Consider the following 23,261-nt stretch of genomic DNA (forward strand, 5'->3'; position numbering starts at 1 on the left):
AATTATACTTTTACAACTTGAACCTCATCTTTACCGAGCAAAATCAAGTATTTTTCAATGTTTTCAATCGAATAGGCTCGTGATAAAGCCTCTCCGTATAGGGCTAACTGACCACGATAGCGGTCTATGAGTTGACTTGGTTGATCGTAATGGTCTGTTTTGTAGTCGAAAAGAACGATACGATCCTTATAAAGAAGATAGCCATCCAAGATTCCACGAACAACAAAGTCTTCCTGACTCTTTTGGTCGCGTTTGAGCATGGAGAAAGGTTGCTCGCGATAGAGATGATTTGTATTGGCGAGAATTTCTTGACCGAGTGACGTATCAAAGAAGGCTAGGATTTTAGAAAGATTGATCTTGTCTCTAACAGCTGGACTAGTTTGAACTTGTTTAAGAGTATCTTTCAGGCTAGCAAGTGTTGGTTGCTGACCAAGGTCCATTCTCTGCATGAGTTCGTGGGTTGCACTACCAATTTCTGCTCCTGTTACCTTTTCTTTAGTTGAAAAATCTGGTAAATCAAAGCTGATTGGCTTCTCTGGTGATTTGGTTTGGTTAGCAATTTGTACCCCTTCCATATCCATTACTGGTTCGTAGAATTTCTTGATTTGGCTTGGAGTTTGGACACTAGAGAGTTCAATAGCTGCACGGTGAAGCGTATTATAGACTTCTACTTCTTTTAGCATTTCCAAAGCTTCTTTGATAGTTTCTGACTGGCGATTGTCTGCTTGAGAGCTATCTTGGAGAGGGCTCTTGTTTTCCAATTCTCCGATAGCTTCTCTAGTCAACTGGTCTTCACCAACAAAACGATAGCTAAAGTTGAGATTGTCCTTGGTAAATACTTTACTGATAGCCCAGACCCAATCTTGGAAATTTCTTGCTTGCAGTCTGGTATTGCCATCTAATTTTCCATTGTTTGCTGCTGGATATTCCTTGGCTTCTAGCTTTTCACGAGAACCCTTGCCGACAAGATAGAGTTTTTTCTCAGCTCGCGTCATGGCAACATATAGCAGACGCATCTGCTCTGAATAGCTAGCCAGTTGCAGTTCTTTCTCATTCTGCGTATAAGTTAAGCTAGGAATAGAGAGTTTGATGGTTTTAGGATAGTGTGCTTCCACTGCTCCTGTTTCCACTTTGGCAATGTATTTGACACCAAGCCAATTTTGACGACTGAGAATAACTTCTGACATCGAGTCTTGCTTGTTGAAGTCCTGATCCATATTGAGGATAAAGACATAAGGAAACTCCAGTCCTTTGCTCTTGTGAATGGTCATAAGTTCCACGGCATCTTTAGGCGGTGCGACGGCTACGCTTGCGAGATCATGCTGGGCTTCCAAAACCTGATCAATCATACGAATAAAACGAGACAAGCCCTTGAAATTACTCTTTTCAAACTGATCTGCTCGCAGAGCTAGGGCGTAGAGATTGGCCTGTCTAGCAGGTCCGTTTGGCAAAGCCCCAACATAGTCATAATAAAAACGGTCGTTGTAAATCTTCCAAATCAAGTCATAGAGAGAGTGGGTTTTGGCATATAAGCGCCAAGAATCCAAAATATCCATGAATTGATTGAGTTTTTCAGCTAGAGCTGTATGAATCAAGTTTTTCTGACTTGTTGCCAGTTTTTGAGCATTGACCAGTTTCTCATAGAGATTTTCTTGGATTTTATTCTCTGCTTTCTGGAGGGATAAACGTGCCAACTCGTCCTCATCAAAACCAAACATTGGAGACTTCATCAGAGCAACTAAGGCATAGTCTTGCAGGGGATTGTGAATGACACGAAGCGTATCCAGCATGACTTGCACTTCTAGGGATTGGAGATAATTGTTTTGCTCACCGTCGGTTTTGACAGGTATCCCGTACTCAGACAGGGCAAGAAGAATCTGGTCATTACGACTGCGGCTGGAAGTCAAAAGGGCTATTTCTTTAAAGGTAACACCTTTTTCCTGATGAAGCTTTAAGATTTCCTTGATGACCAGGCGCATTTCCCCAGTGAGTTTCGTTTCTGCTTGGCTTTCTTCTTCCTCTTGCCCACTATCGTTCTTGTCGTAGAGGAGAAATTCTGCCTTATTTTCTGGATTGGGAGTTAGTTTGGTATTGGCAAAAACAAGCTGGTGCATGCTATCGTAGTTGATTTCGCCGACCTCCTGGTCCATAAGGCGTCCAAAAACATCATTGGTTGCTGACAGAACTTCTGAACTACTACGGAAATTTTCCTTGAGCAAAATCAGCTTTCCTTCTTGAGGATTTTGCGCATAGCGTTGGAATTTTTCATTGAAAATCTGGGGATCTGCCTGACGGAAACGGTAGATGGACTGCTTGATATCTCCCACCATAAAGCGATTGTGATCATTTGACAGCAATTCCAGCATCCGTTCTTGAATGTGGTTGGTATCCTGATACTCATCGACCATGACTTCATGGAATCTCTCTTGATAAGTCTCGCGAACTTGTGGGAAATTCTCTAAAATCTCAATGGTGTAATGACTAATATCAGCGAATTCAAAGGCATTTTCCTGGTGTTTGCGTTCACGATAAGCCTCCACAAAATCACTCATAAAGGTTTGGAAAGTTTTAGCTAGCTCCCAAGTATCTTCATGATAACGTTCTTGGTAGTCGAGAATGGTTATCTGGTCCGCTAGTTGTCCTAGTTTAGCAAACTGGGTCTTTCTCTCTTCGTTGTAGGCATCAGCCAGTGGCTTCAAATCGGCCTTACGACTGGAGTTAGCTAGAGATCGACCATTTTTCTCCTTAGAGATGGCGATAATACGCGCAAGCACAGCTTGATAAGCCTGGCTATCGGACTCTTGATTTAAGGAGCCAATTTCATCCAGAACCAGCTGCACATTTTCTAAATAGGCAGCTTTTGGAAACTCCTTGGCATCGTTATCCAGATGATAACGGAAGAAACTTTCCAAGTCCCAAAGCGCCTGCTTGATTTGCTCAGTTAGTTTGTCTTTTTCATTTGCAAAGTCAGCTTCTTCAAACCCTTTGAGGAAAGACTCGTTCAGCCATTTTTGGGGACTGCTGGTGGATTGAAGGAAATCATAGATTTTGTAGACTTGCTGGCGCAGACCTCGTTCATCCTTGCCACGTCCAGCAAAGTTTTTCACTAATCGACTAAATTTCTCTTTATTTTCACCTTGGTAATGCTCTTCAAAAACCTGATGAAAAACTTCGTTCTTTAAGAGTAACTGTTCACTTTCATTTTGCAAAATACGGAAGTTCGGTGCGATATCAATCAGATAGCCATGCTTGCCAAGGAATTTTTGTGTGAAAGAGTCCATGGTTCCGATGGCAGCGTTTGGCAGGTCTGCCAACTGGCGTCCCAAGTGTTGTTTGAGATCGACATCATCGGTTTCTTGGATTTGTTGGCTGATTTTTTTCTCCAAACGTTCCTTGAGTTCAGTAGCAGCCTTGACGGTAAAGGTCGAGATAAAGAGTTGAGAAATTTCGACACCACGGGCTAATTGGTCCAGAATGCGCTCTGCCATTACAAAGGTTTTCCCTGAACCAGCAGACGCTGAAACCAGGATATTCTGACCTGCAGTATAAATGGCTTCGATTTGCTCGGCCGTTTTCTTCTGTTCCTTGTTCGAATTCGCTTCTGCTTCTTGCAATTTTTGAATCTCTTCCTCAGTTAAAAAGGAAATGGGCTTCATCGATTCAACTCCTCTCTCATTTTTTCAAACCAAGCTTGCTTGAGCTTTTCTCCGACTAGGCGCTTGCCATCAGGTAAGTCTAACTTCTCTAGGAAACGAGCTTGACCCAAGTGGTAATTGGCTTCAAATCCAGTGATGGCTTGGTGTTGCTGGACATACGGGGCAATACTTCTGCCGTTTTCTGTGTATGGATTGATGGCAAACTGGCCTTCTAAAATCTTCTCAGCTGCCTTCTTGTACAGATGGGCATTGTAGTCCAATAAGAGCTGGAACTCCTCGTCTGTCAGTTGATTGGCCTTGTTTTTGTTATAAAACTCGCCCAAGTGACTGCTTTCTTTTTCTAAAAAGAGCCCTTGATATTTCATAGACTTGCTGGCTTCTACTACTGCTCCTGAAAGATTTTTAACTGCTAATAAGGATTGGACAGGTTCAGCCATTTCTAGGTACATAGCTCCGAAAAAGTTCTGCTCCCCTTCTCTTTTTAGGGCAGCAAGATAGGTTGGCAACTGGGAATTAAGCCCATTAAAGAAATGAGGAAACTGGAACTGAGTCAAACTAGACTTGTAGTCTACTACTCCTAGTGCTCCATCAGCTTTCAAACGGTCAATGCGGTCAACCTTGCCTCGCACATGGACACTCCGACCATTATCCAATTGAATAAAGGCCTGATCTTTGCCGCCAAATGTTGCTTCCTCTTGGATGGTTTTGATAGCTGGATTATGACGAAGGATGTGGCCAGTTGTCCGAGCGACATCGAGAAGAACTTCCTTGGTAAACTGGGCTTCCAGACTTTCTTGATAAATGGCTTCAAATTCGCGTTCTTGACTTGTTTCCTTAATAGCTTGTTCCAAACGCTGATCAAAGGAATCTTCATCAGGCAGTTTCAAGGCACGTTCAAAAATACGATGCAAGAAATTACCATGACTGCGGGCATCCGGACGCAGACGAACTTCTTCCTGCAAACCTAAGACATAACGGAGGAAATAACTGTATTCATTGCGGTAAAACTCTGTCAAACCAGACGTAGACAGGTAAAACTCCTTGTCAGCGGGATAGAGAGCCTGCAAGGTTTCCCTAGCTAAAGGCTTGCTGATTGGACTGGTTGGGAGGGCAGGATTCACAAGCCCTTTTTGATCAAGTTTTTTTCCCATGACACGCGCCAAGACAGTGACAAAAGTTAAATCTTGTTCATTTTCATTAGAATCCGCTTGCTGATGATAAGCAACCAGACTAGACAAGAGACTGTGATAAGAACCCATATCATCCTTAGACAGACTTTTTTGATGAATCTTCTTCTCTATCCGGCTAAATCCAAAACTCACCAGTTCCTGAAGATAGGCCGATTCCTTGCTCTCGTTTTCATTGAGAAGACTTGGTGCTGATAAAATCAACTGTTTACGAGCAGCATTGACTAAAGAAAGCATGGTATAACGATTTTTCTTGAGGTTTTCACTGCTTGCAATCAGTAATTGTGCTTCCTCTTCTGTCGCTTGGTTTAGGATCTGTCTTTCTTCATCTGTCAAAAGGCTAGTATTTTGCGCAATTTTTGGTAAATGATCCTGAGTTAGTCCAATGGCATAGACAAAGTCAGCAGTCAGTGGTGCTATCAAATCGTAACTCTGCACCAGAACGGTGTCCACTGTCGCTGGAATAGTGCGATACTGGGACAAACTCATTCCAGAATGAAGCAAGGACAGGAAGTCTTCCAGGCTAACTTGTGAACCAGCAAAAACGGTCGCAAATTGTTCTAAAACATGGCAGAAAGCTTTCCAAACTTCAGCTTGTCTTTCCTGTTCTAGGACTTCCATAGTGGATGTTAAACCTTGCATCTGCTTGCTTAAAGCAGCGTTTTTTAGAAAAGCACTCCACTTTTGCAGAAGATTTTCAGCCTTCTGTTTCCGACTGGCAAATAAGGTTTCAAGAGGAGCCAAAACACGCAAACGAAGAGCATTCAAACGTTCCAAATCAAACTTTCCGTGGTGGGATTTTGTGAAGATTTGCTGAAAGGCTGGCAAGCCATTGATACCAAGATAGCGGAGGTATTGCTCAAAAGCATCAATCTCAGCCTGACTGAGGTCAGTATACAAACCTGTTTTGAGAAGATTAATCAAATCCTCCTGACGGAAACGGTAGCGTTTTAAACGTAAAATTGACTCTACATACTGGGTCAAGGGATGATGAGCCATGGATTCGCTTCTACCAAGATAGAAAGGAATCTGGTACTGATCAAAAATGGTCTTTAAGGACAACTGATAAGAAGGCACATGTCCTAACAGAATACGAAAATGCTTGTAACTCAAGTCTGGATTGTCATGTAATTTCTGACGGATGCTGCGAGCTACCAACTCCAACTCTTCCTTTTGCGTCAAGCAAGACCAGATTTGCGGATTATCACGGTCCTTGTCATCGACTTCCAAAGTGAGTTCTGAAAAGTCATAAGAAGACTCCAGCAAACGAGAGGCCTTGTCAAAACCATCCATTTTCTCATGAGTCTGAGAACGGTCTTGAGCAGGCGTTTGGTATTTTGCCCCCAAATGATGAAGAAATTCCACACTGGCTTGGTAGAGATTCCCTTCAGCGAACGGACTGATATAGGCTTTCTTGCTTGCATAGGCCCCAATAACAATCTCGGCACCTTTTCGATGAAGTAGATCCACTACACGCTCTTCCTCGGCAGAAAAACGAGTAAATCCATCAATAACCAAGGCAATCTGACTGAAATCACTACTTACCTTATCATTCTCAAAAGCCTCAATCAAATGGGATAACTGACTTCCCTGAGCCAACTGGCTTTGATTAAGATAGGCAGTCACTTTCTCAAAAATCAAGAGTAAGTCTACTCGCTTGTCCTCATCCGTCAAACTTTCTAAGTCCAAAAAGCTCATCTGAGCAGTCGTCATCTCATGATAAAGTTCAATCAACTGCTGGATAAATTGAGGATCCTGCTTAATCGCACCATAAACACGTAAGTCTTTGGGATCCAGTTCCGCAAGACATTTATAAAAAGCCATTCCAAGCCCGATGTCATCTAGACTCGTCTTAGCTGGCAAATCATTTAAAACCAGGTAACGAGCCATTTGAGCAAAACGCGTAACGGTAATCGCAAAAGAAGCCTGCTGGGACAAGCATTCCAGCACGGCGCGTTCCTTTTCAAAAGAAAGAGAGTTGGGGGCGATGTAGAAAACCCGCTTGCCTGCAGCAACTAACTCCTCTGCCTCTCTCGTTAAAATTTCAGTCAAAGAAGTCCGAATATCAGTATATAGTAATTTCATCTCTGCCTCGTTTGGTTTATCAAAGTTTCTTACTCTATTATAGCAAAGTTCGCTTCACAGTCCAAATCCAAAATTCTAGTTGTCAATCATTTAATTAGCAAATCAATCATGCTTCATCATCCACTTTCATATGCTGAAAGATATAGAGGAAAAAGTCTTTGGAAACTTCAAAATGTCCATAACGAAGTCGAGAAGTATACTCTTTCCATTCAGGATGTTGTCTGGCTATTTCTATGGAACAATCTTTGACTGGTTGATAATACTCGGCATTTCGTCTAAAGGGAAAGAATCCTTCAAACTGCTCTACTTGATAGGCTTTGTCATCTGTAATCTTACCTACAGCCACAAAAGCCTGTAACTTATCTTGACTGTTCATATCGTATTTGGGACTATAGTATAAAAGGTAGTCGCCTTTTTTCATACGGTTTAAGGGGCCGCCCTTTCCATGACAGACCTGACAAAAATTCCCTTCAACTCCTCTTAAAACATGGTTCTTTGAAACAACTCCGACCCAATATCTAGGCATTTTTATCCTCCAACTCTACTAACAAACGATTAAAAACTTCTCTATCGTTAGATAGTTTTTCAAAAAATTCTTCATCAACACCTTCTACTAAAGGTAAAGCTTGATTGACCTTCTCTGCGCCAGACTTCGTCACTGAGACCAGTTTTGCCCGACTATCCTTTGGATGTTGATCGCGTTTAATGTAGTCCTTGTTCTCCAGTAGCCTAACAATCTGGGAAACCGTCATGACATCCATACCAGAGAACCGAGCAATATCAACTTGCGTTACATATTCCTCTCTATTAGACAGAAACAAAAGCGAAGTCAAAACGATAAATTGAGGCAAAGTAAGACCAACTGATTTCAAGACTCTTTTTAAGTTACTTTCCCACTTGTTGTAAACTTTAATGAAAAGAAGACCTGTAGACTCTGTTTCATCATTTTTGTAAATTGAATTAAATTGATACTTTGACATTATTTCTCCTTAAATATTAAGTATACATATTATATAAGAATTTATTTTGTTTTTCAAGAAAAGGAAAGTCAAATGTTACAATTCTGTCGGACATTTCATAGTCTATATGCTATAATAAAAGCAAAACACCTAGAAAAGGAAGTCTTATGATTAAACTACTAGCCTTGGATATGGACGGAACCCTCCTTAATGAAGCCAAAGAAATCCCGCAAGCCCACATCACTGCTATTCACCAAGCCATTGAAAAAGGTGTCAAACTGGTTCTCTGTACAGGTCGCCCGCTTTTCGGTGTTCTTCCTTACTACAAAAAACTGGGACTGGACCTTCAGAATGAGTATGTCATCGTCAATAACGGTTGTTCAACCCATCAGACCAGTGACTGGAGTCTAGTGGACTGGCAAGAACTCAGTCCAGCTGACATTGAATACCTTTATGACCTAGCAGAAAAAAGCGACGTCCAGTTAACTCTTTTTGATGAGAAACATTATTTTGTTCTCGGTGGCAAGCCTAATGAAATTGTTCAAAATGATGCCAAGCTAGTCTTTTCAGACCTGACTGAAATCTCCCTTGAGGACGCGACTAGTGGCAAGTATCGGATGTTCCAAGGCATGTTTTTAGGAACAAAAGAGCAAACAGACGATTTTGAGCAGCGGTTTGCTGAGGAGCTCTGCCAACGATTTAGCGGCGTTCGTTCGCAGCCTGTCATTTATGAAGCCATGCCACTTGGAACTACCAAGGCTACTGCTCTTTCTAGACTAGCTGCGATTTTGAAGATCGAGCCCTCAGAAATTATGGCCATGGGCGATGCCAATAACGATATCGAAATGCTTCAGTTTGCAGGACTTGGCATTGCAATGGGAAATGCCAGTGATTATGTCAAATCCCTTGCTAATGACGTTACAGCCAGCAATGAAGAAGAAGGCGTTGCGCGTGCCATTGAGAAGTATATTTTATAGTAAAAAAGCCCAGTTCATGTCAACTGGGTTTTGTTTTTTTAGAATCACAAAACTTTAGAAACTCTTTAGAATTGCTTGATATTTCTTTGATTTCTATACCTTATACTAAAGTTAGAAAAATAAATCAAAAGGAGAAAATCATGAAAACAGTACTCGAAATTCATGGACTGACCAAACAATTCGGACAACAAGCTATTCTTCAAGATCTTAGTCTAAGCATAAAAGAGGGAGATATTTATGGTCTAATTGGAAAAAATGGAGCAGGTAAAACTACTCTTATCAAAATCATTACACAATTATTGTTTGCGGATAAAGGAACTATTTCCCTCTTTTCTAGTCAATCGGAAAATGAGTGGACCAAGGCTTTATCTCGAGTTGGTTCTGTTATCGAATCACCTGTAGCTCATAATCACTTAACAGCATACCAGAATCTGAAATATTATTGTATGATACATCATATTCCAAATGCTGATAAAGTCATTCAAGAAACACTGGATTATGTAGGTTTGTCAGATACAGGAAAAAAAGTCTTCCGTGATTTCTCGCTAGGAATGAAACAAAGACTTGGTATCGCCATTGCCCTCCTATCCAAACCTGATTTCCTGATTCTTGATGAACCCATTAACGGTCTCGACCCAATTGGGATCAAAGAATTTCGTCTCATGATCCAGCGGCTCAATCAAGAAAAAGGAATAACTATCCTCATCTCTAGCCATATCTTGTCAGAACTCTATCTCTTAGCTAATCGCTTTGGTATTCTGGATCAAGGTAAGATTATCCGTGAAATCAGTAAAGCTGAATTTGAAACACTGAGTGAGGATTATATTGTGCTTAAAACAAGCGATAAAGAAAGAGCTTGTCAGGTATTGAAAGAACAAATCCAGCTCCAGTTTAAGGTTGTAAACCCCGAAAATGAAATCCATATCTTTGGTAATGAACAAGATGTCAAACAGATTCTTAAGCAACTAACTTTGGCCGATGTTGCTATTGATGAGATATACTTTGCCCGTCAAAACCTAGAAGAATACTTCACACAATTGGTAGAATAGGAGAAAAATCATGATACATACCATTCAAGCAGATTTTTACCGTCTTTTCCGCTCCAAAGGATTCTGGATTACAGAATTCATTCTCTTTGTACTTATGTTACTGGGTGCCACTATTGGCGCTACAGGGCATCTAATGTCAGTTCAGCCAGCACCACCCGAGATTCCTACCCATGGTTGGAATGGGATGGAAGCTCTAATCAACGCGTCAAATAACGGCTCAAACCTCGTTTTCCTCTGTATTATTCTAGTATGTTTAGTTCTTGGGGTTGATCTAATCGGTAAGCTCTATAAAAATAGTTTGACAGTTGGCGTTTCTCGTACAGAATTTTTCCTTGCTAAATTCTTTGTTCTAGCAAGTATCGCTCTCTTACAACTCATCACCAGTCTTGTGATTGCCTTTATTCCCGCGACTCTACTAAACGGACTTGGTACAATGCCTGATGGTTTTATTGCCAATCTCCTCTTGACGATTTCCCTTCAATTTCTATGCCTACTCGCTTGGCTTTCGATTGTCTCCTTTATTCTCTACCTAACTCATTCTTATCTTGCCGTATTTATTGGTTATCTGATTAGCTCTATTGTCGTTTCTATTCCAATTCTTGTTTTCCCAGACATTGAAATTCTACGATATTTAATTCTAGATTTTGCCTATGCTATGACTACTAATAGTCAAGCTATTCTCTATACCATCACGGTTTGCGTAACAGTCATACTTTTCTTCTCTTTCAGTGGACTGATTATTTTCAAGAAGAAAAGCTTATAAAAAGGACCTCCTCTAGGATATAGAGGAGGTTTCTTCTGTTAAAGATAAATAAAGACTGAAAACCATTCTCCATCAGTGGCTAGTTTCATATCCGCTCCAAGAAGATGAACTAATTCCTCGGTAATATAGAGACCTAAACCAGAGGATTCTTCGGTATCTGACATATTTTCAGAATAAAAACGATTACTGAGATTATCTATATTCTTAATAGGTTTTTTGACTAGGTTATCAATTTCCAAAACAAGCCTATTTTCTTCCTTTTTCAAAGAAAGTCGAGCCTCCTCCTTGCCGTGCTTGAGAACATTTCCAAGGAGGTTTTGTATAATTCGATCCAGCAAGTCCTCATCAGTCGTCGTCTTCAATCCTGGTTCAACGTTAAAATCAAGAACAATATGTGAAGATTGAAAAACGTCGTAATAAGCTAAAGTCTTTTTCGTTATAAAAGTTGATAAATCAAGTTCTTCCAGTTTCGGTTTGACTGCTCCTTCCATCAAATGACGGTATTCGAGGAGAGCCTCCAACCGTTTGGAAACCAAATCCTGATGATGTGCTATTTTATTTAAGGTCTCTGAACTATTATCGGGGTGTTTTATTAGTTGCTGAGTATATCCTGAAGCGATTGTCAAAGGTGTCCGAATATCATGAGCGATGTTACTGATTGCCATATCGAGGGTGCGTTTTTCACGCTTCATGATTAGCTGATTCTGTTCCACTTCTTGAAATAGATTCTCAATTTGGTTATGTAGACGCAAAATGGTCTTTGAAAAGAAATTTACCCCGATTCTCTTCATGCTACCAGAGCGAATCTTTTCTTCGATTTGTCTGCTTAAATCTCTAATTGCTATATGATAGCGAATCAAAGATATCGCAAAAATAATGTTAGTAAGGAGTAATATTGATATCAAAATGTAATTCATTATTTGTCTCCTTTTAATCGAACACCAACTCCCCAAATGGTTTCGATGTACTCATGATTTGGATCCAGTTGATGCAGTTTTTTACGGAGATTGCTTAGATGAGTGTTGAGTGTATTGTCTCCAGGCAGGTAACTTTCTAACCAAATCAATTCATAGAGTTCTTCTTTGGTGAAGATCTTTTTAGGATACTGGAGCAACATTTGGAGAATCTGACACTCTTTCTTTGCAAGGCGAATGGTTTCAGTTGCGTTACTTATTTCAAAACTATCCGCATCAAACTGGACATTTTTAAAATTTTGTACGAGGTTATCAATTTCTCTTCGATCTTCTGACTGATGTTCACCACTTTGGCGTAATTGCACAGTGACTCTGGCAAAGACTTCGTCCAAATCAAAAGGTTTTACTACATAATCATTGGCACCATCTAAGAGATATTGGCTGATGAGTTTTTTATCACCTAAAGCAGTAAGCATGATGACCGGAGTCTGACTAGTTTGTCGAATAGCTTGCAAGACTTGGTCGCCATTTTTCCCAGGGAGCATGATATCTAGCAAAACGAGATCAATGCCACCTTTATCAAATTGCATGATACCTTCTGTACCAGAAAATGCTTGAATCACCTTGTGTTCCTCTGCAAGAAGGGTTCTTAAGATTTCCTGGATTTCATTATTATCTTCAATTATAAGTATGCTCGCCATAAACCTCGTCCTTTCTAAAACTATTATAACATGTTTTGTTGTGAATTCCAGATACAGAAAAGCTCCTCTCACATTTTAAGCAAGAAGGAGCTAATGAATATTGAATCTACTTAACCAAATAGGCAATCAAGGCTATAATCCATAGATGAGCTGGGTAGAAAATATAAAAGAAATATTTACTCCAGACGGTTTCCTTTCCTCGCTGTCCATTATACAAGGCCATAAAAGGAAATACGGTGACAAAGAGCCAGTCAGAATTGAAAAGCATCATTTCCAGTGTTTGGTGCCAAGTGTCGTAAATTTGGATGGAAGTCACTAACAGAAAGGCCCAGAGAAAAGCATAAAGGAGATTTCGCAAGCCCTTGCGATTTCGACAAGAGTAACTAATCAAGAGAAATGGTAGCATGGTGATACCACCCTCGGTAAAAAGACAACCGAAAATCAAGAGACCAGCAACCCCAATCCGACGCCACAACTTCTCTTTTTTATCCAGCTCTTTTCTGGGAAAACCAAGCCAAAGCATGGTGACACCAATTGCCAAAGTAAAGAAAATATTATTAGTAACCATTACACCCTTAGAGGCAAACAGAGTATTGAGAAGGCTATTTCCAGCAAACATGATCAGCGCCCAAGACCAGAGACGGATGAGGTAGTTTTTCAAGTTTCGAGTATAGATAAAACCTTCCATAGCCATATACGCAAACCAAACTCCCACACAACGGGTCAAGGCGTGGAAGATACCTTCCCACAGAGGAGAAACGATCCCGGTGATATGAGGGATATGGTCCAGAACCATTACTGCCGCCATCAGATACTTCAACTGCGTCGCATTCCATTTTTTCATAATAAACCTCTTTCTTTTTTATCTACATAGAGTATAGCATACATTTCTACGTATAATCGTACACCCATCTTACATTTAAAAAGCCTATCTTACATTTTTGTAAGATAGGCGTGAATATCAAAAATTTATTATGAAATTGACCTTCTAGTCGGTAATCCGTTGGTACATTTCTGGTCTTCTATCACGAAACAGTCCCCAGTTGAGGCGTTCACTTGCTCCCTTATCCAGGTCATAGGTGGCTAACAGAACAGCTTCTCCTTGTCTTTCAGCTCTCTCTAGAATAGCTCCTGTTTCATCCGTCATAAAGGACGAACCGTAGAAGTCAAGACTGGAACTCTGTCCACCATTTTCCTCACTAGGAGTGACTTCTTCCAAACCGTAACGATTGGCTGCAATGACTGGGACAATATTAGCCGCTGCGTGCCCTTGCATCGTACGTTGCCAGTGACCACAACTGTCCGTATCTAAGATAGGTTCCGAACCAATAGCTGTTGGATAAAAGAGCAATTCTGCCCCATTCAACGCAAGACAGCGTGCTGTTTCAGGAAACCATTGATCCCAACAGATGCCAATCCCAATCTTAGCGTAGCGAGTATCCCAGACCTTGAAACCAGTGTTACCAGGCGTAAAGTAAAACTTTTCTTGATAATAATGGTCATCTGGTATGTGGGTCTTCCGATAAATGCCAAGAACCTCACCATCTGCATCAACGACAGCAATAGAATTGTATAAGACATTGCCATCTTTTTCATAGAAACTGATCGGTAAAACAACTTCTAGTTCCTTAGCAAGCACTTTAAAATGCTGAATAGCTGTATTTTCTATCACCGACTGGGCATACTGGTAGTAGTCATACTGGCGTTCCTGACAAAAATAAGGACGTTCAAACAACTCCGGCAAGAGAATAATTTGTGCGCCTTGTTTTGCAGCCTGACGTACTAAACGTTCAGCTGTTTGGATATTTGTTGCCACATCCTTGGCGCATTGCATCTGGATCGCTGCAACTCTTACATTTCTCATCTTTTTCTCCTATTCTGGGATTTGTTGGGTGATACAGTGGATATTGCCACCACCTAAAAGAATGTCTCTGGCTGGTATTCCGACAACTTTACGGTCTGGGAAACACTTGCTGAGAATATCTAGGGCCACTTGGTCGTTTACATCCTCAAACTGTGGTACCAAGACAGCCTTGTTGGCGATATAAAAGTTTACGTAGGAAGCTGCTAGTCGTTCACCTGCGTATCGCTCTTCTTCTCCTTCTTCATAGATATAGCCTGGTAAATCCTCTTCAGTAACTACTTGAAAATCAGCTGGGATAGGAAGCTTATGAATAGTAAAAGGGCGACCTTTCGCATCTGTTTCCTTCTCTAAAAGGGCAAGGTCAGCTGCAGACATGGCATACTGAGGATCGCTTTTGTCGTCTGTCCAAGCTAGAACAAGCTCTGCAGGACCAACGAAGGCTGCTACATTATCAACGTGCTCGTTTGTCTCATCTTGATAAATACCATAAGGAAGCCAAATAATTTTTTCAGCGCCAAGGCTCTCTAATAAGGTGTTTTCGATTTCCTCTTTACTGAGATGAGGATTGCGACCAGAGCTTAGTAGGCAACTTTCAGTCACAAGAATGGTTCCTTGACCATCGCTGTGTATCGCTCCGCCTTCCAGTACAAAAGGTTTGGCATCGTAAACAGGCATTCCCAAGGTCTCAGCAAAACGACTAGCTACTTGGTCATCATCTTCATAATCTTGATAAAGACCATCAACAGCACCACCCCAAGCATTGAAAGACCAGCCTACTGCCAACTTTTCTCTCTTATCATTGACAAGAATCGTCGGACCTGTATCACGAGCCCAGGCATCATTGGTGGGAATATCTAAATAAACGACCTTGTCTCCAAGATAGGATTGTGCTTCAGATAGATAGTCCTGCTCCACCAAGAGATAAACAGTTTCCCCTTCTGCTATGGTCTCGATGATCTGAGTAAATGCTCTTTTAGCAGCTTTTCCTTGAAAAGGCCATGATCCTGGTCGAGTCGGCCATATCATGAGGGTACCATGATGGGATTCATACTCTGCTGGCATACGATAGCCTGCTTTTTTCGGAGTTTCTATCATGATAATCTCCCTTTAAAGTCTTGATAGCCAAAGGCTTTGACTAAGCTGCAGTCACCCTGCTCGTCCATAAGATAGAGACTTGGCAAGCCAATACCGTTAAAGGTATTATTTTTGACAAAGGAGTAGATTGCCATGTCTTCAAAGTAAAGTCTATCACCGATTTGGACTGGATTTTCAAAACTATAATCACCAATCACATCACCCGTCAGACAGGTATTGGAAGAAAGTCTATAGGTATGGGCTTTTTCCTGCGGTTCAAATCCATTTCTCAAAGGTGGACGATAGGGCATTTCAAGTACATCTGGCATATGGCAGGTCGCGGAGGCATCTAAAACCAAAATATCCATACCGTTTTCGACAATGTCCAATACTTCAGTTGCTAGAGAACCCGCATTGAGCGCAATAGCTTCACCCGGCTCGATATAGACTTCAAGATTGTAAGTTTCTCGGATACGCTTGATTTCAGAAGTCAGCAAATCCACATCATAGTCTTCTCTCGTTATGTGGTGTCCTCCACCCATATTGAGCCATTTGACCTTATATAAATAAGGTCCAAACTGCGCTTCTACAGCTTTCAAAGTTGTTTCTAAATCATCTGCCCCCTGCTCACAAAGGGTATGAAAATGAAGACCATCTACTAAGTCCAGCAAATCACTCGGTATCTTATCAAGAGTAACTCCAAACCGAGATCCCGGAGCACAAGGGTCATAGAGCGCGTGATCTCCTTGAGTTGAACACTGTGGGTTGAGGCGCAAACCGACACTAATACCAGCCTCTCGGCAACGAGGACCGTGTTTGCGCAACTGTCTCTCTGAGTTGAAGACGATATGATCCGTTATCTCCAGCAATTCCTCCAAGTCTGCATCCTTGAAAGCAGGTGCAAATACATGGACTTCCCCCGGAAACTCTTCTCTAGCTAGCTTAGCCTCATAGAGACCACTAGCCGTTGTACCAGAGAGATACTGGCTAATCAAAGGATAGGTTTTATAGAGGGAATAGGCTTTCTGAGCTAGCAACACCTTACAACCGGCTTTTTCTTGGACTTCTTGTAGAATGCGACAATTCTCTTCTAATTTTCCTAAGTCAATGATATAAGAAGGTGTTAGTACTTGTTCTAACTTCATTAGTCCACCATTTGCGGATTTTCAACCACAACCCAAGGCAAACCATACTCATTCAAAGCTTCCATGAATGGATCTGGATCCAATTCTTCAAGGTTGTAAACTCCAGGTTGTTTCCAAGTACCGTTCATAACCAATTTTGTCCCAATCATAGCGGGAACACCTGTCGTGTAAGAAATTGCTTGTGAACCAACTTCTGCGTAACATTCCTGATGGTCGCAAACATTGTAGATATAGATAGTCTTCTCAACACCGTCTTTGACACCTGTAAAGATACAACCGATATTGGTTTTTCCAACTGTACGTGGGCCAAGGCTAGCTGGATCAGGAAGCAAGGCTTTTAAGAATTGAATCGGCACAATGTCTTGTCCATTAAAGTTAATAGCATCCGTACGAAGGAGACCAACGTTTTCCAAGCATTTCATGTGAGTTAGATAAGATTGGCCAAAAGTCATAAAGAAACGAATGCGTTTAACACCTGGAATGTTTTTGGCAAGTGATTCGATTTCTTCATGGTGAAGGAGATACATATCTTTTTGTCCAACTTGAGGGAAATCATACTCACGCTTGATAGACATGGCTTCGACTTCGACCCATTTTCCATCTTCCCAGTAAGAACCTGGCGCAGAAACCTCGCGGAGATTGATTTCTGGGTTAAAGTTTGTTGCAAATGGATAACCGTGGTCACCACCATTACAGTCTAAAATATCGATATAGTGGATTTCATCAAAATAATGTTTAAGGGCGTAAGCTGAAAAAACGCTGGTTACACCTGGGTCAAAGCCAGATCCAAGCAGAGCAGTCAAGCCTGCTTCTTTGAATTTTTCCTGATAAGCCCACTGCCATGAGTAGTCAAAGTAGGCTGTAAAACCAAGTTCCTTGCAGCGTTTTTCGTAGATGGCACGCCACTCAGGATCTTCTGTATCCTCTGCCTCGTAGTTAGCTGTGTCGATATAGTGAACTCCAGTCGCTAAACAAGCATCCATAATGGTCAAGTCTTGGTATGGTAAAGCTACGTTCAAAACGGCTTCTGGCTTGTAGCTTTCAATCAAGGCAACCACTTCTTCTACCTTGTCTGCATCAAGAGCAGCTGTCTCAATCTTAGTACTTGTTTTGCCTTCTAGTTTAGCTTTCAAGTCATCACATTTTGACTTGGTACGGCTAGCAATCATAATTTCTTTAAAGGTTTCGCTATCTTGGCAAATCTTTGAAATAGCAACTTGGGCAACGCCCCCACATCCAATAACTAATAAACGACTCATTTTTTTCCTTCCTCTTCTTCTAAAATGTCTTCTACATACTTGGGCAACATAAAGGCCCCCACATGTAAGTTTGCAGTGTAGTATTCTGTGAAAAGCTGGCGTTTTCTCCAGCCTTCCTTGTCAAAATCTTTGACAGGGTGGTATTTTTTCGATGCAAATCCAAATAGCCAATAGCCAGCTGGACTGGTTGGGATGTGCGCCTGATAAACCCGACTGATTGGAAAGGCTTGATTAACCTTGCGGTGCATGCTTCGGCAAGCTGACTCATCTTCGTCAAAGAAAGGACTCCCATGCTGGTAAATCATGATCCCGTCTTCCTTCAGAGCTCTGTAACTGTTACCGTAAAATTCCTTGGTAAAGAGCCCTTCCGTATGTCCAAATGGATCTGTCGCATCGTTGATAATGATATCGTAATCATCCTCACAGTTTCGTAAAAAGCGTAAACCATTTTGGTAGTAAATGGTAACACGAGGATCATCTAGCCCTGCAGCAAAGTCTGGGAAATACTCACGACAAACCTCAACCAACATCTCATCTGGTTCTACAATATCGATTTGCTCCAGTTCAGGATAGAGGGTTAATACTTGGGCAACACCGCCGTCACCACCCCCAATAACCAAGACTTTCTTTGGATTTGGGTGGACAGCCATGGGAACGTGGACCGTCATTTCGTTGTAGACAAAATCATCCGCATCTGAAAACAAGACGTGCCCATTTAAAATCAGTATTTTCCCAAAAGCTGGCGTATCTAATACTTCGATATCCTGCCATTCACTCTTACCAGCGTAGAGTTGCTTGGCTGTTCTCAGGGACAATTTCACATCTGGAGTATGAACTTCAGAAAACCATAAATCCATCTAGTTCTCCTTTCTCTTAATGACGTTGATGTGATTGACAACTGGATCTTCCGTTCCTTGGAGGGAGCAACCACGTTCTTTGGCAAATTGGATATAATCCACAATCTCTCGTGTAATCCGTTCACCTGGTGCTAGGATTGGGATGCCTGGAGGATAGCACATGACAAATTCCCCACAGACATGTCCAACAGAATCAGCCAAGGTCAAACTTTTTCTCTCTGAATAAAAGGCTTCTTGTGGAGACAGCACTAACTCGGGCTGGATATATTCTCCAGCAATCAAATCTTTTCCATCTCTTGAGTAGAGTCTCTTGATATCCGCCAAAGCACCGACCAAACGTTCGATGTCTTGGATGCGGTCACCAATCGAAATATAAGCTAAGATATTCCCAATATCACCAAATTCGATCTGAATATCGTATTCGTCTCGCAGGAGGTCATAAACTTCGATACCTGTTAAGCCAATCCCCTGAGTGTAAACTGACAGCTTGGTCACGTCAAAATCACAGACCGAAACACCGCCTATGAGCTCTTTTGAGTAGGCATAGTAACCACCGATAGCATTGATTTCACGACGAGCGTATTCGGATAGCTCAATGACTTTCTCAAAAGACTCTTTGCCACGAAGAGCTAAGTTCCGTCGAGAAATATCCAAACTAGCCATCAACAAGTAAGAGGCAGATGTCGACTGGGTCAGGTTGATAATCTGACGAACGTACTCAGGATTCATCTGATTTCCAATAAGTAAAATGGAGCTTTGGGTCAGACTCCCACCAGACTTATGCATAGAGACCGCCGCCATATCAGCACCTGCATCCATAGCAGAAATTGGAAGTTTATCTGTAAAATGCAAATGCGCTCCATGAGCTTCATCCACTAAAACAAGCATGCCCGCTTCATGGGCCATTTCCGTTAAACCCTTGAGGTCTGAACAAATTCCATAGTAGGTAGGATTGTTGATTAGGATAGCTTTAGCATCTGGATGTTCCTTAATGGCCTGGGCAACCCGGTCATTTTCAAGACCTAAAGCGATGCCGATTTTAGGATCCACACTCATCTCGATATAGATGGGAATGGCTCCACATAGAACCAACGCATTGATAGCAGATTTATGGACATTTCGTGGCAGAATAATCTTATCTCCTGCCTTACAGGTGGAAAGAATCATGGTTTGAACAGATGAAGTTGTTCCCCCAATCATCAGAAAGGCATGCGCTGCACCAAAAGCATCCGCTGCTAGCTCCTCTGCATCTCGAATAATCGAAATAGGATGGCCGAGATTATCCAAGGGTTTCATAGAATTGACATCAATGCCAACACATTTTTCTCCTAACAGTTCGACAAGTTCTGGATTTCCTCGTCCACGCTTGTGACCTGGCACATCAAAGGGAACAATCCTTTTCTTGCGTAGTTTGACCAAGGCCTCGTAAATTGGGGCTTGGTTTTGATCTAACTTCTTCAAGACATACTCCTTTACCGTATTTTTAGCACCTCAAGAAGATAAAGGCGACTAAAGGTTGACTTATGAAAAAAGAGCAGGTTTTCACCTGCTCTGCAATCTTCTGACGTGTTTATTTTGGTTTCTGTTGAGTATGTCTGTTCCCGATGTTTCCTAACTCTCTAGTAGCAAATATTACGTACTTTATTGATCGTTTCACAAGATGACGTGTGCTTTCACCACACTAAAATTTATGAATTAGGACAAACGTCCTAACATCAACTTATAAAAGTAGGCTTTTAACCCTATCAATAATGTGGCTTTTCAACCACGCTTCGGCATTCAACCCTGCCTGTCCGTAGGCATTTTTTACTCGGGTTTATATTTGCTAGAAAACATCATCTCATTTTCTAAGCCTTATAACTATATCATGTTTACACAAGTTTGTAAAGTATTTTGTGAAAGTTTTTTTAAAAAAAATAATTTTTGTTCGTATTTTTAATATATCTAAAAATTAAAAACTATTTCAAATTTGCCTTTAAATAATAAAATAGGAACTAGGTTTGGTAGCTCCTATTCTTCATATGATGATTTAAAAGATAATAAAAGTATACTATGACACAATGCACCAGTTTTCATATTCTAAAATTAAATTAGAGATTAGACATTAAAAGAATACAAAGGAATGTATGTTAATGTAATTGTATCATTAAAATTTAATCAGCATCAACCCCGATCTGGTATTTTTGACAGTGAAGGCATCTAAAAAGGTAGCCACAAAGAGAGCCATCCTTAACCAAGTATTCTTCAATATCTTGATATTCTCCACGCTCTTCATAGTCTGCCAAGACTTGCTCGGCAATTCCCATGGCCTTTAATTCTCGAGTGCCAACTGTACCCAAATAAGCACAATAATCCTGACAACAAGAAAGCCAATTTTCTCCCTGCCAACTAGAGTAGCCAGGGGTCTGGCAAAAAAGCACCTGGTCTTTTTCTGGATCCAATTCACCCTGACACTCAGCATCTTGAACAAATTCTGCATCGAATTTCTTTGCTGCTAGCCCGTTTGCAATACAAAATGGACAAAGATTTTTGATGTTGTCAATACAATAAGGCATCAAGTTATAATATATATTGCTTTCTTTCCCACAAGATGGACAAAGCTTGGCTTCTCCCTCTACAAAAGCTCCCGTTGATAGAGGATCTGGATGGTAGATAAAATGTGGCAAAGACTGTGATAGCTCTGTTCTCTGCTTCTTCTCTTCTTTTCTTAGAGGACGAGGAAGGGCAAAGCGATCTCCATGGCTTTGACTCATCTCTGCTAAGTGAGCTAATTTTTTAATTTGTTTTCGATCTGGCTTAGTGATTATTTTGGTAAATAAATCATAGGCACTAGCGTAGAGACCTAATTGCTCATAGAGATCTACTAAAACTTTCTTCGCTTCCAAATCATCAGACTTAGCTAATTCATCAACTAATTCATAAAGAGCTGAGACACTTGGTGGATTGCCCTCCTGGGCTATATATTGCTTCTTTAAAGTAATGTATTTTTGTAAATATGGATTCATAGGATTACCTTTCTAATGGATTATAAAAACCTTAACAAATAGTCACTAAGACATTCCCCTTGTGGTTTAAGATTTCCTTGTAAAAGTCTTTCATTTTGACAAAGCAGGTTAAAATGAAAGACTTGATTTCTTCCTCATCCTCAAGATAATCCCAAATATCAGGATACAAGTCGGCTTTCTTGCATGCTTCCATGCTAAAGTCTGCCAGAGCCCTATCCATGTCAAAATTCTCTAAAGCTTGAACAATCTCAGCTATCTTTGAGTGTTCAGTATAGGCTATATATTCTGACACATTTTCTAAAGGGGTCACTCCCAAGACAGCTTCTCTCAAGGGGTCGTCATCCATAAATTCTGAACTACTAAAACCTGTCATAACAAAGAGTAAGGCATCCCACATTTTGTCAATATCTATCAACGTATCATTTCCCTCAGGATAATCCTCTACCAAGTCAAGCAAATCCTCTTCCTGACAAGAATACCGCTTTATTTGGCTTAATTCATTATCAGATAGATATTGATAATTAGCAATCATTCCCATAATGTTTCCTCCAATTAGTTAGTCCCCTTTCTTGAAAAAGGTAAGATATCTACTGTTTTTGGACTCTCCTCCTTATTTCTCATTCTCATCTTCCGTCACTTCCCAGACTTCTGACTGATAACCCTCACCATCTATATCATAGCGCTGCATATAGCCAATAAATCTTTCCTTTTTATTTGACTTACGAGGCTTGAGAATGTTTACAGCCCAGAATCCGATAAGAATGAGAAATAAAAGCGCTATTACAGTCTCCATATTATTTCTCCTTTGCCTATCTTAATAACCTTCAACCCACTTTTCATTATCCATGATAAAAGGCTTAGCTAATCCGTCACCAGTGTAATCCGCATACTTTGTAGCTAAATACTTGTAACAATCTTCCTTGCTCTCAAACTTAATAGCTTGATAAGGCTCTTCAAAAGTCAGTTTCTCTACAAATAAGAAACCCTCCTCAGCTGGCACTAAAACACCAACGTGACCGACAAAAAGATACTCTCCATCCAAATTATCATGCAACACAACAGACAGCATTCGAGCCTTGTCATTAAATTGAAACTGGGAGAAGAATTTCTCCATCTTCTTCGCGTGAATTTTTACATCCGTCGTTGCTTCCGTCTCCACCCTAGAAAATAGAATATCAAACTCTTCCTTATCTTTTGCATCAAACACCTTTCCCTTATCGATAGCGTCATTATCAACAAAAAGAAGCTGATCATTCTTTTCAAGTTTTGGGATTGTGACTGAATTTTTTAAGAGCGCATAGCTATTGATACGGCAGTTGGTCCCGACAAAGTCACCCTTTTTTTGATTCCAGAGACTGCTGATTTTCTCTACATCGTATTCTGTCTTTGTAAAGGAAGCAAAATCACCACTTAAGCCAGTAGAGCCGACAGTCGCATTATAGTCTGTAACAAGTTTGAAAAATGCATCAACACTATTTGGATCCAAGTGAGCTGATAAAAGAGATTTGACCTCTTCGGTACTGACTTGACCGTTTAGATTGGAATATGAAGCCGTCCAAGGAACTTTATCTGAACTGGTCTGTGCTTGATTTGTAGCTTCAGTGCTCGTATTATTTTGGTGACATGCAGCCAATCCAAGTAATAACGGTAAACACAGTCCCAAAGCTACTACTTTTCTTGTTCGTTTCATGCAATTCTCCTTCAAGAGTATAAATCTCTCTTTCATTTTAAACACCATTCGCTAATCCTTCATCTAGCAATCGGTG

At 40.9% G+C, this 23,261-nt stretch carries 20 protein-coding genes; 3 read left to right on the forward strand and 17 right to left on the reverse strand.

The annotated features are described in order from the left end of the window. Positions 1-2: 2 nt before the first annotated feature. The 4 genes from addA to B7714_RS05770 all read right to left on the reverse strand — a co-directional run bounded on the left by addA (position 3) and on the right by B7714_RS05770 (position 7,908). Complete coding sequence (addA, locus tag B7714_RS05755; protein ID WP_084859927.1) at positions 3-3,656, reverse strand: helicase-exonuclease AddAB subunit AddA; 3,654 nt, start codon at positions 3,654-3,656, stop codon at positions 3-5. Then, entirely contained in the window at positions 3,653-6,928 is a 3,276-nt protein-coding gene (rexB, locus tag B7714_RS05760; protein ID WP_084859928.1) for an ATP-dependent nuclease subunit B, read from the reverse strand. The genes addA and rexB overlap by 4 nt, the downstream gene beginning before the upstream one ends. A gap of 106 nt (positions 6,929-7,034) precedes the next feature. Continuing rightward, a complete protein-coding gene (locus B7714_RS05765) occupies positions 7,035-7,454 on the reverse strand; it encodes an EVE domain-containing protein (protein WP_084859929.1) in 420 nt (139 codons plus the stop codon). Next, positions 7,447-7,908, reverse strand: coding sequence for a MarR family winged helix-turn-helix transcriptional regulator (locus tag B7714_RS05770; protein WP_070567357.1), 462 nt, complete (start codon positions 7,906-7,908; stop codon positions 7,447-7,449). The genes B7714_RS05765 and B7714_RS05770 overlap by 8 nt, the downstream gene beginning before the upstream one ends. A gap of 146 nt (positions 7,909-8,054) precedes the next feature. Here B7714_RS05770 and B7714_RS05775 point away from each other — a divergent pair, with 146 nt between their 5' ends. From B7714_RS05775 to B7714_RS05785, 3 genes are all read left to right on the forward strand, one after another. Beyond that, positions 8,055-8,864 (forward strand): Cof-type HAD-IIB family hydrolase, encoded by an 810-nt coding sequence (locus B7714_RS05775; protein WP_084859930.1) that lies wholly within the window; start codon positions 8,055-8,057, stop codon positions 8,862-8,864. Positions 8,865-9,004: 140 nt separating this feature from the next. Continuing rightward, positions 9,005-9,913: an ABC transporter ATP-binding protein gene (locus B7714_RS05780; protein ID WP_084859931.1), complete on the forward strand. Its 909-nt coding sequence runs from the start codon at positions 9,005-9,007 to the stop codon at positions 9,911-9,913. Positions 9,914-9,923: 10 nt separating this feature from the next. Beyond that, positions 9,924-10,676 carry an ABC transporter permease gene (locus tag B7714_RS05785; protein ID WP_084859932.1) on the forward strand — a complete coding sequence of 251 codons (753 nt, stop codon included), beginning with the start codon at positions 9,924-9,926 and terminating at the stop codon, positions 10,674-10,676. A gap of 38 nt (positions 10,677-10,714) precedes the next feature. On the opposite strand, the gene B7714_RS05790 is transcribed toward B7714_RS05785, so the two are convergent. The 13 genes from B7714_RS05790 to B7714_RS05850 all read right to left on the reverse strand — a co-directional run bounded on the left by B7714_RS05790 (position 10,715) and on the right by B7714_RS05850 (position 23,185). Continuing rightward, positions 10,715-11,593 carry a sensor histidine kinase gene (locus B7714_RS05790; protein WP_084859933.1) on the reverse strand — a complete coding sequence of 293 codons (879 nt, stop codon included), beginning with the start codon at positions 11,591-11,593 and terminating at the stop codon, positions 10,715-10,717. Next, positions 11,593-12,291, reverse strand: coding sequence for a response regulator transcription factor (locus B7714_RS05795; protein ID WP_084859934.1), 699 nt, complete (start codon positions 12,289-12,291; stop codon positions 11,593-11,595). Before B7714_RS05795 ends, B7714_RS05790 begins: the two co-directional genes overlap by 1 nt. Positions 12,292-12,397: 106 nt before the next feature. Beyond that, the gene (locus B7714_RS05800; RefSeq protein WP_084859935.1) at positions 12,398-13,135 is read right to left on the reverse strand and encodes a TraX family protein; all 738 of its coding nucleotides are present in this window, start codon (positions 13,133-13,135) and stop codon (positions 12,398-12,400) included. A 144-nt stretch (positions 13,136-13,279) separates the two neighbouring features. Then, a complete protein-coding gene (gene aguB / locus B7714_RS05805; protein ID WP_084859936.1) occupies positions 13,280-14,155 on the reverse strand; it encodes an N-carbamoylputrescine amidase in 876 nt (291 codons plus the stop codon). 9 nt (positions 14,156-14,164) lie between these two features. Continuing rightward, entirely contained in the window at positions 14,165-15,250 is a 1,086-nt protein-coding gene (gene aguA, locus B7714_RS05810) for an agmatine deiminase (RefSeq protein ID WP_084859937.1), read from the reverse strand. Further along, the gene (gene nspC, locus B7714_RS05815; RefSeq protein WP_084859938.1) at positions 15,247-16,374 is read right to left on the reverse strand and encodes a carboxynorspermidine decarboxylase; all 1,128 of its coding nucleotides are present in this window, start codon (positions 16,372-16,374) and stop codon (positions 15,247-15,249) included. The genes aguA and nspC overlap by 4 nt, the downstream gene beginning before the upstream one ends. After that, on the reverse strand, positions 16,374-17,633 hold the full coding sequence (locus B7714_RS05820) for a saccharopine dehydrogenase family protein (RefSeq protein ID WP_000088752.1): 1,260 nt from the start codon (positions 17,631-17,633) through the stop codon (positions 16,374-16,376). Before B7714_RS05820 ends, nspC begins: the two co-directional genes overlap by 1 nt. Further along, positions 17,630-18,490 (reverse strand): polyamine aminopropyltransferase, encoded by an 861-nt coding sequence (gene speE, locus B7714_RS05825; protein ID WP_000366719.1) that lies wholly within the window; start codon positions 18,488-18,490, stop codon positions 17,630-17,632. Before speE ends, B7714_RS05820 begins: the two co-directional genes overlap by 4 nt. Continuing rightward, positions 18,491-19,951, reverse strand: a complete 1,461-nt coding sequence (locus B7714_RS05830) for an aminotransferase class I/II-fold pyridoxal phosphate-dependent enzyme (RefSeq protein WP_084859939.1) — start codon at positions 19,949-19,951, stop codon at positions 18,491-18,493. A gap of 692 nt (positions 19,952-20,643) precedes the next feature. Further along, positions 20,644-21,495 (reverse strand): CbrC family protein, encoded by an 852-nt coding sequence (locus B7714_RS05835; RefSeq protein ID WP_084859940.1) that lies wholly within the window; start codon positions 21,493-21,495, stop codon positions 20,644-20,646. A 31-nt stretch (positions 21,496-21,526) separates the two neighbouring features. Further along, the gene (locus B7714_RS05840) at positions 21,527-22,033 is read right to left on the reverse strand and encodes a YfbM family protein (protein ID WP_084859941.1); all 507 of its coding nucleotides are present in this window, start codon (positions 22,031-22,033) and stop codon (positions 21,527-21,529) included. A gap of 72 nt (positions 22,034-22,105) precedes the next feature. Next, complete coding sequence (locus B7714_RS05845; RefSeq protein ID WP_084859942.1) at positions 22,106-22,288, reverse strand: hypothetical protein; 183 nt, start codon at positions 22,286-22,288, stop codon at positions 22,106-22,108. Positions 22,289-22,309: 21 nt separating this feature from the next. Next, positions 22,310-23,185, reverse strand: coding sequence for a DUF4300 family protein (locus tag B7714_RS05850; RefSeq protein ID WP_084859943.1), 876 nt, complete (start codon positions 23,183-23,185; stop codon positions 22,310-22,312). Between the last annotated feature and the right edge of the window lie 76 nt (positions 23,186-23,261).

The sequence above is a fragment of the Streptococcus oralis subsp. oralis genome, assembly GCF_002096595.1.
Lineage (GTDB): Bacteria > Bacillota > Bacilli > Lactobacillales > Streptococcaceae > Streptococcus > Streptococcus oralis_D.

Coding starts and splice junctions, on each gene's coding strand:
- nspC (WP_084859938.1), bottom strand. CDS start 16,374: ATGAAGTTAGAACAAGTACTAACACCTTCTTATATCATTGACTTAGGA.
- B7714_RS05775 (WP_084859930.1), top strand. CDS start 8,055: ATGATTAAACTACTAGCCTTGGATATGGACGGAACCCTCCTTAATGAA.
- B7714_RS05850 (WP_084859943.1), bottom strand. CDS start 23,185: ATGAAACGAACAAGAAAAGTAGTAGCTTTGGGACTGTGTTTACCGTTA.
- B7714_RS05790 (WP_084859933.1), bottom strand. CDS start 11,593: ATGAATTACATTTTGATATCAATATTACTCCTTACTAACATTATTTTT.
- B7714_RS05785 (WP_084859932.1), top strand. CDS start 9,924: ATGATACATACCATTCAAGCAGATTTTTACCGTCTTTTCCGCTCCAAA.
- B7714_RS05845 (WP_084859942.1), bottom strand. CDS start 22,288: ATGGAGACTGTAATAGCGCTTTTATTTCTCATTCTTATCGGATTCTGG.
- B7714_RS05840 (WP_084859941.1), bottom strand. CDS start 22,033: ATGGGAATGATTGCTAATTATCAATATCTATCTGATAATGAATTAAGC.
- B7714_RS05770 (WP_070567357.1), bottom strand. CDS start 7,908: ATGTCAAAGTATCAATTTAATTCAATTTACAAAAATGATGAAACAGAG.
- addA (WP_084859927.1), bottom strand. CDS start 3,656: ATGAAGCCCATTTCCTTTTTAACTGAGGAAGAGATTCAAAAATTGCAA.
- B7714_RS05780 (WP_084859931.1), top strand. CDS start 9,005: ATGAAAACAGTACTCGAAATTCATGGACTGACCAAACAATTCGGACAA.
- rexB (WP_084859928.1), bottom strand. CDS start 6,928: ATGAAATTACTATATACTGATATTCGGACTTCTTTGACTGAAATTTTA.
- aguA (WP_084859937.1), bottom strand. CDS start 15,250: ATGATAGAAACTCCGAAAAAAGCAGGCTATCGTATGCCAGCAGAGTAT.
- B7714_RS05835 (WP_084859940.1), bottom strand. CDS start 21,495: ATGAATCCATATTTACAAAAATACATTACTTTAAAGAAGCAATATATA.
- aguB (WP_084859936.1), bottom strand. CDS start 14,155: ATGAGAAATGTAAGAGTTGCAGCGATCCAGATGCAATGCGCCAAGGAT.
- B7714_RS05800 (WP_084859935.1), bottom strand. CDS start 13,135: ATGAAAAAATGGAATGCGACGCAGTTGAAGTATCTGATGGCGGCAGTA.
- B7714_RS05820 (WP_000088752.1), bottom strand. CDS start 17,633: ATGAGTCGTTTATTAGTTATTGGATGTGGGGGCGTTGCCCAAGTTGCT.
- speE (WP_000366719.1), bottom strand. CDS start 18,490: ATGGATTTATGGTTTTCTGAAGTTCATACTCCAGATGTGAAATTGTCC.
- B7714_RS05795 (WP_084859934.1), bottom strand. CDS start 12,291: ATGGCGAGCATACTTATAATTGAAGATAATAATGAAATCCAGGAAATC.
- B7714_RS05765 (WP_084859929.1), bottom strand. CDS start 7,454: ATGCCTAGATATTGGGTCGGAGTTGTTTCAAAGAACCATGTTTTAAGA.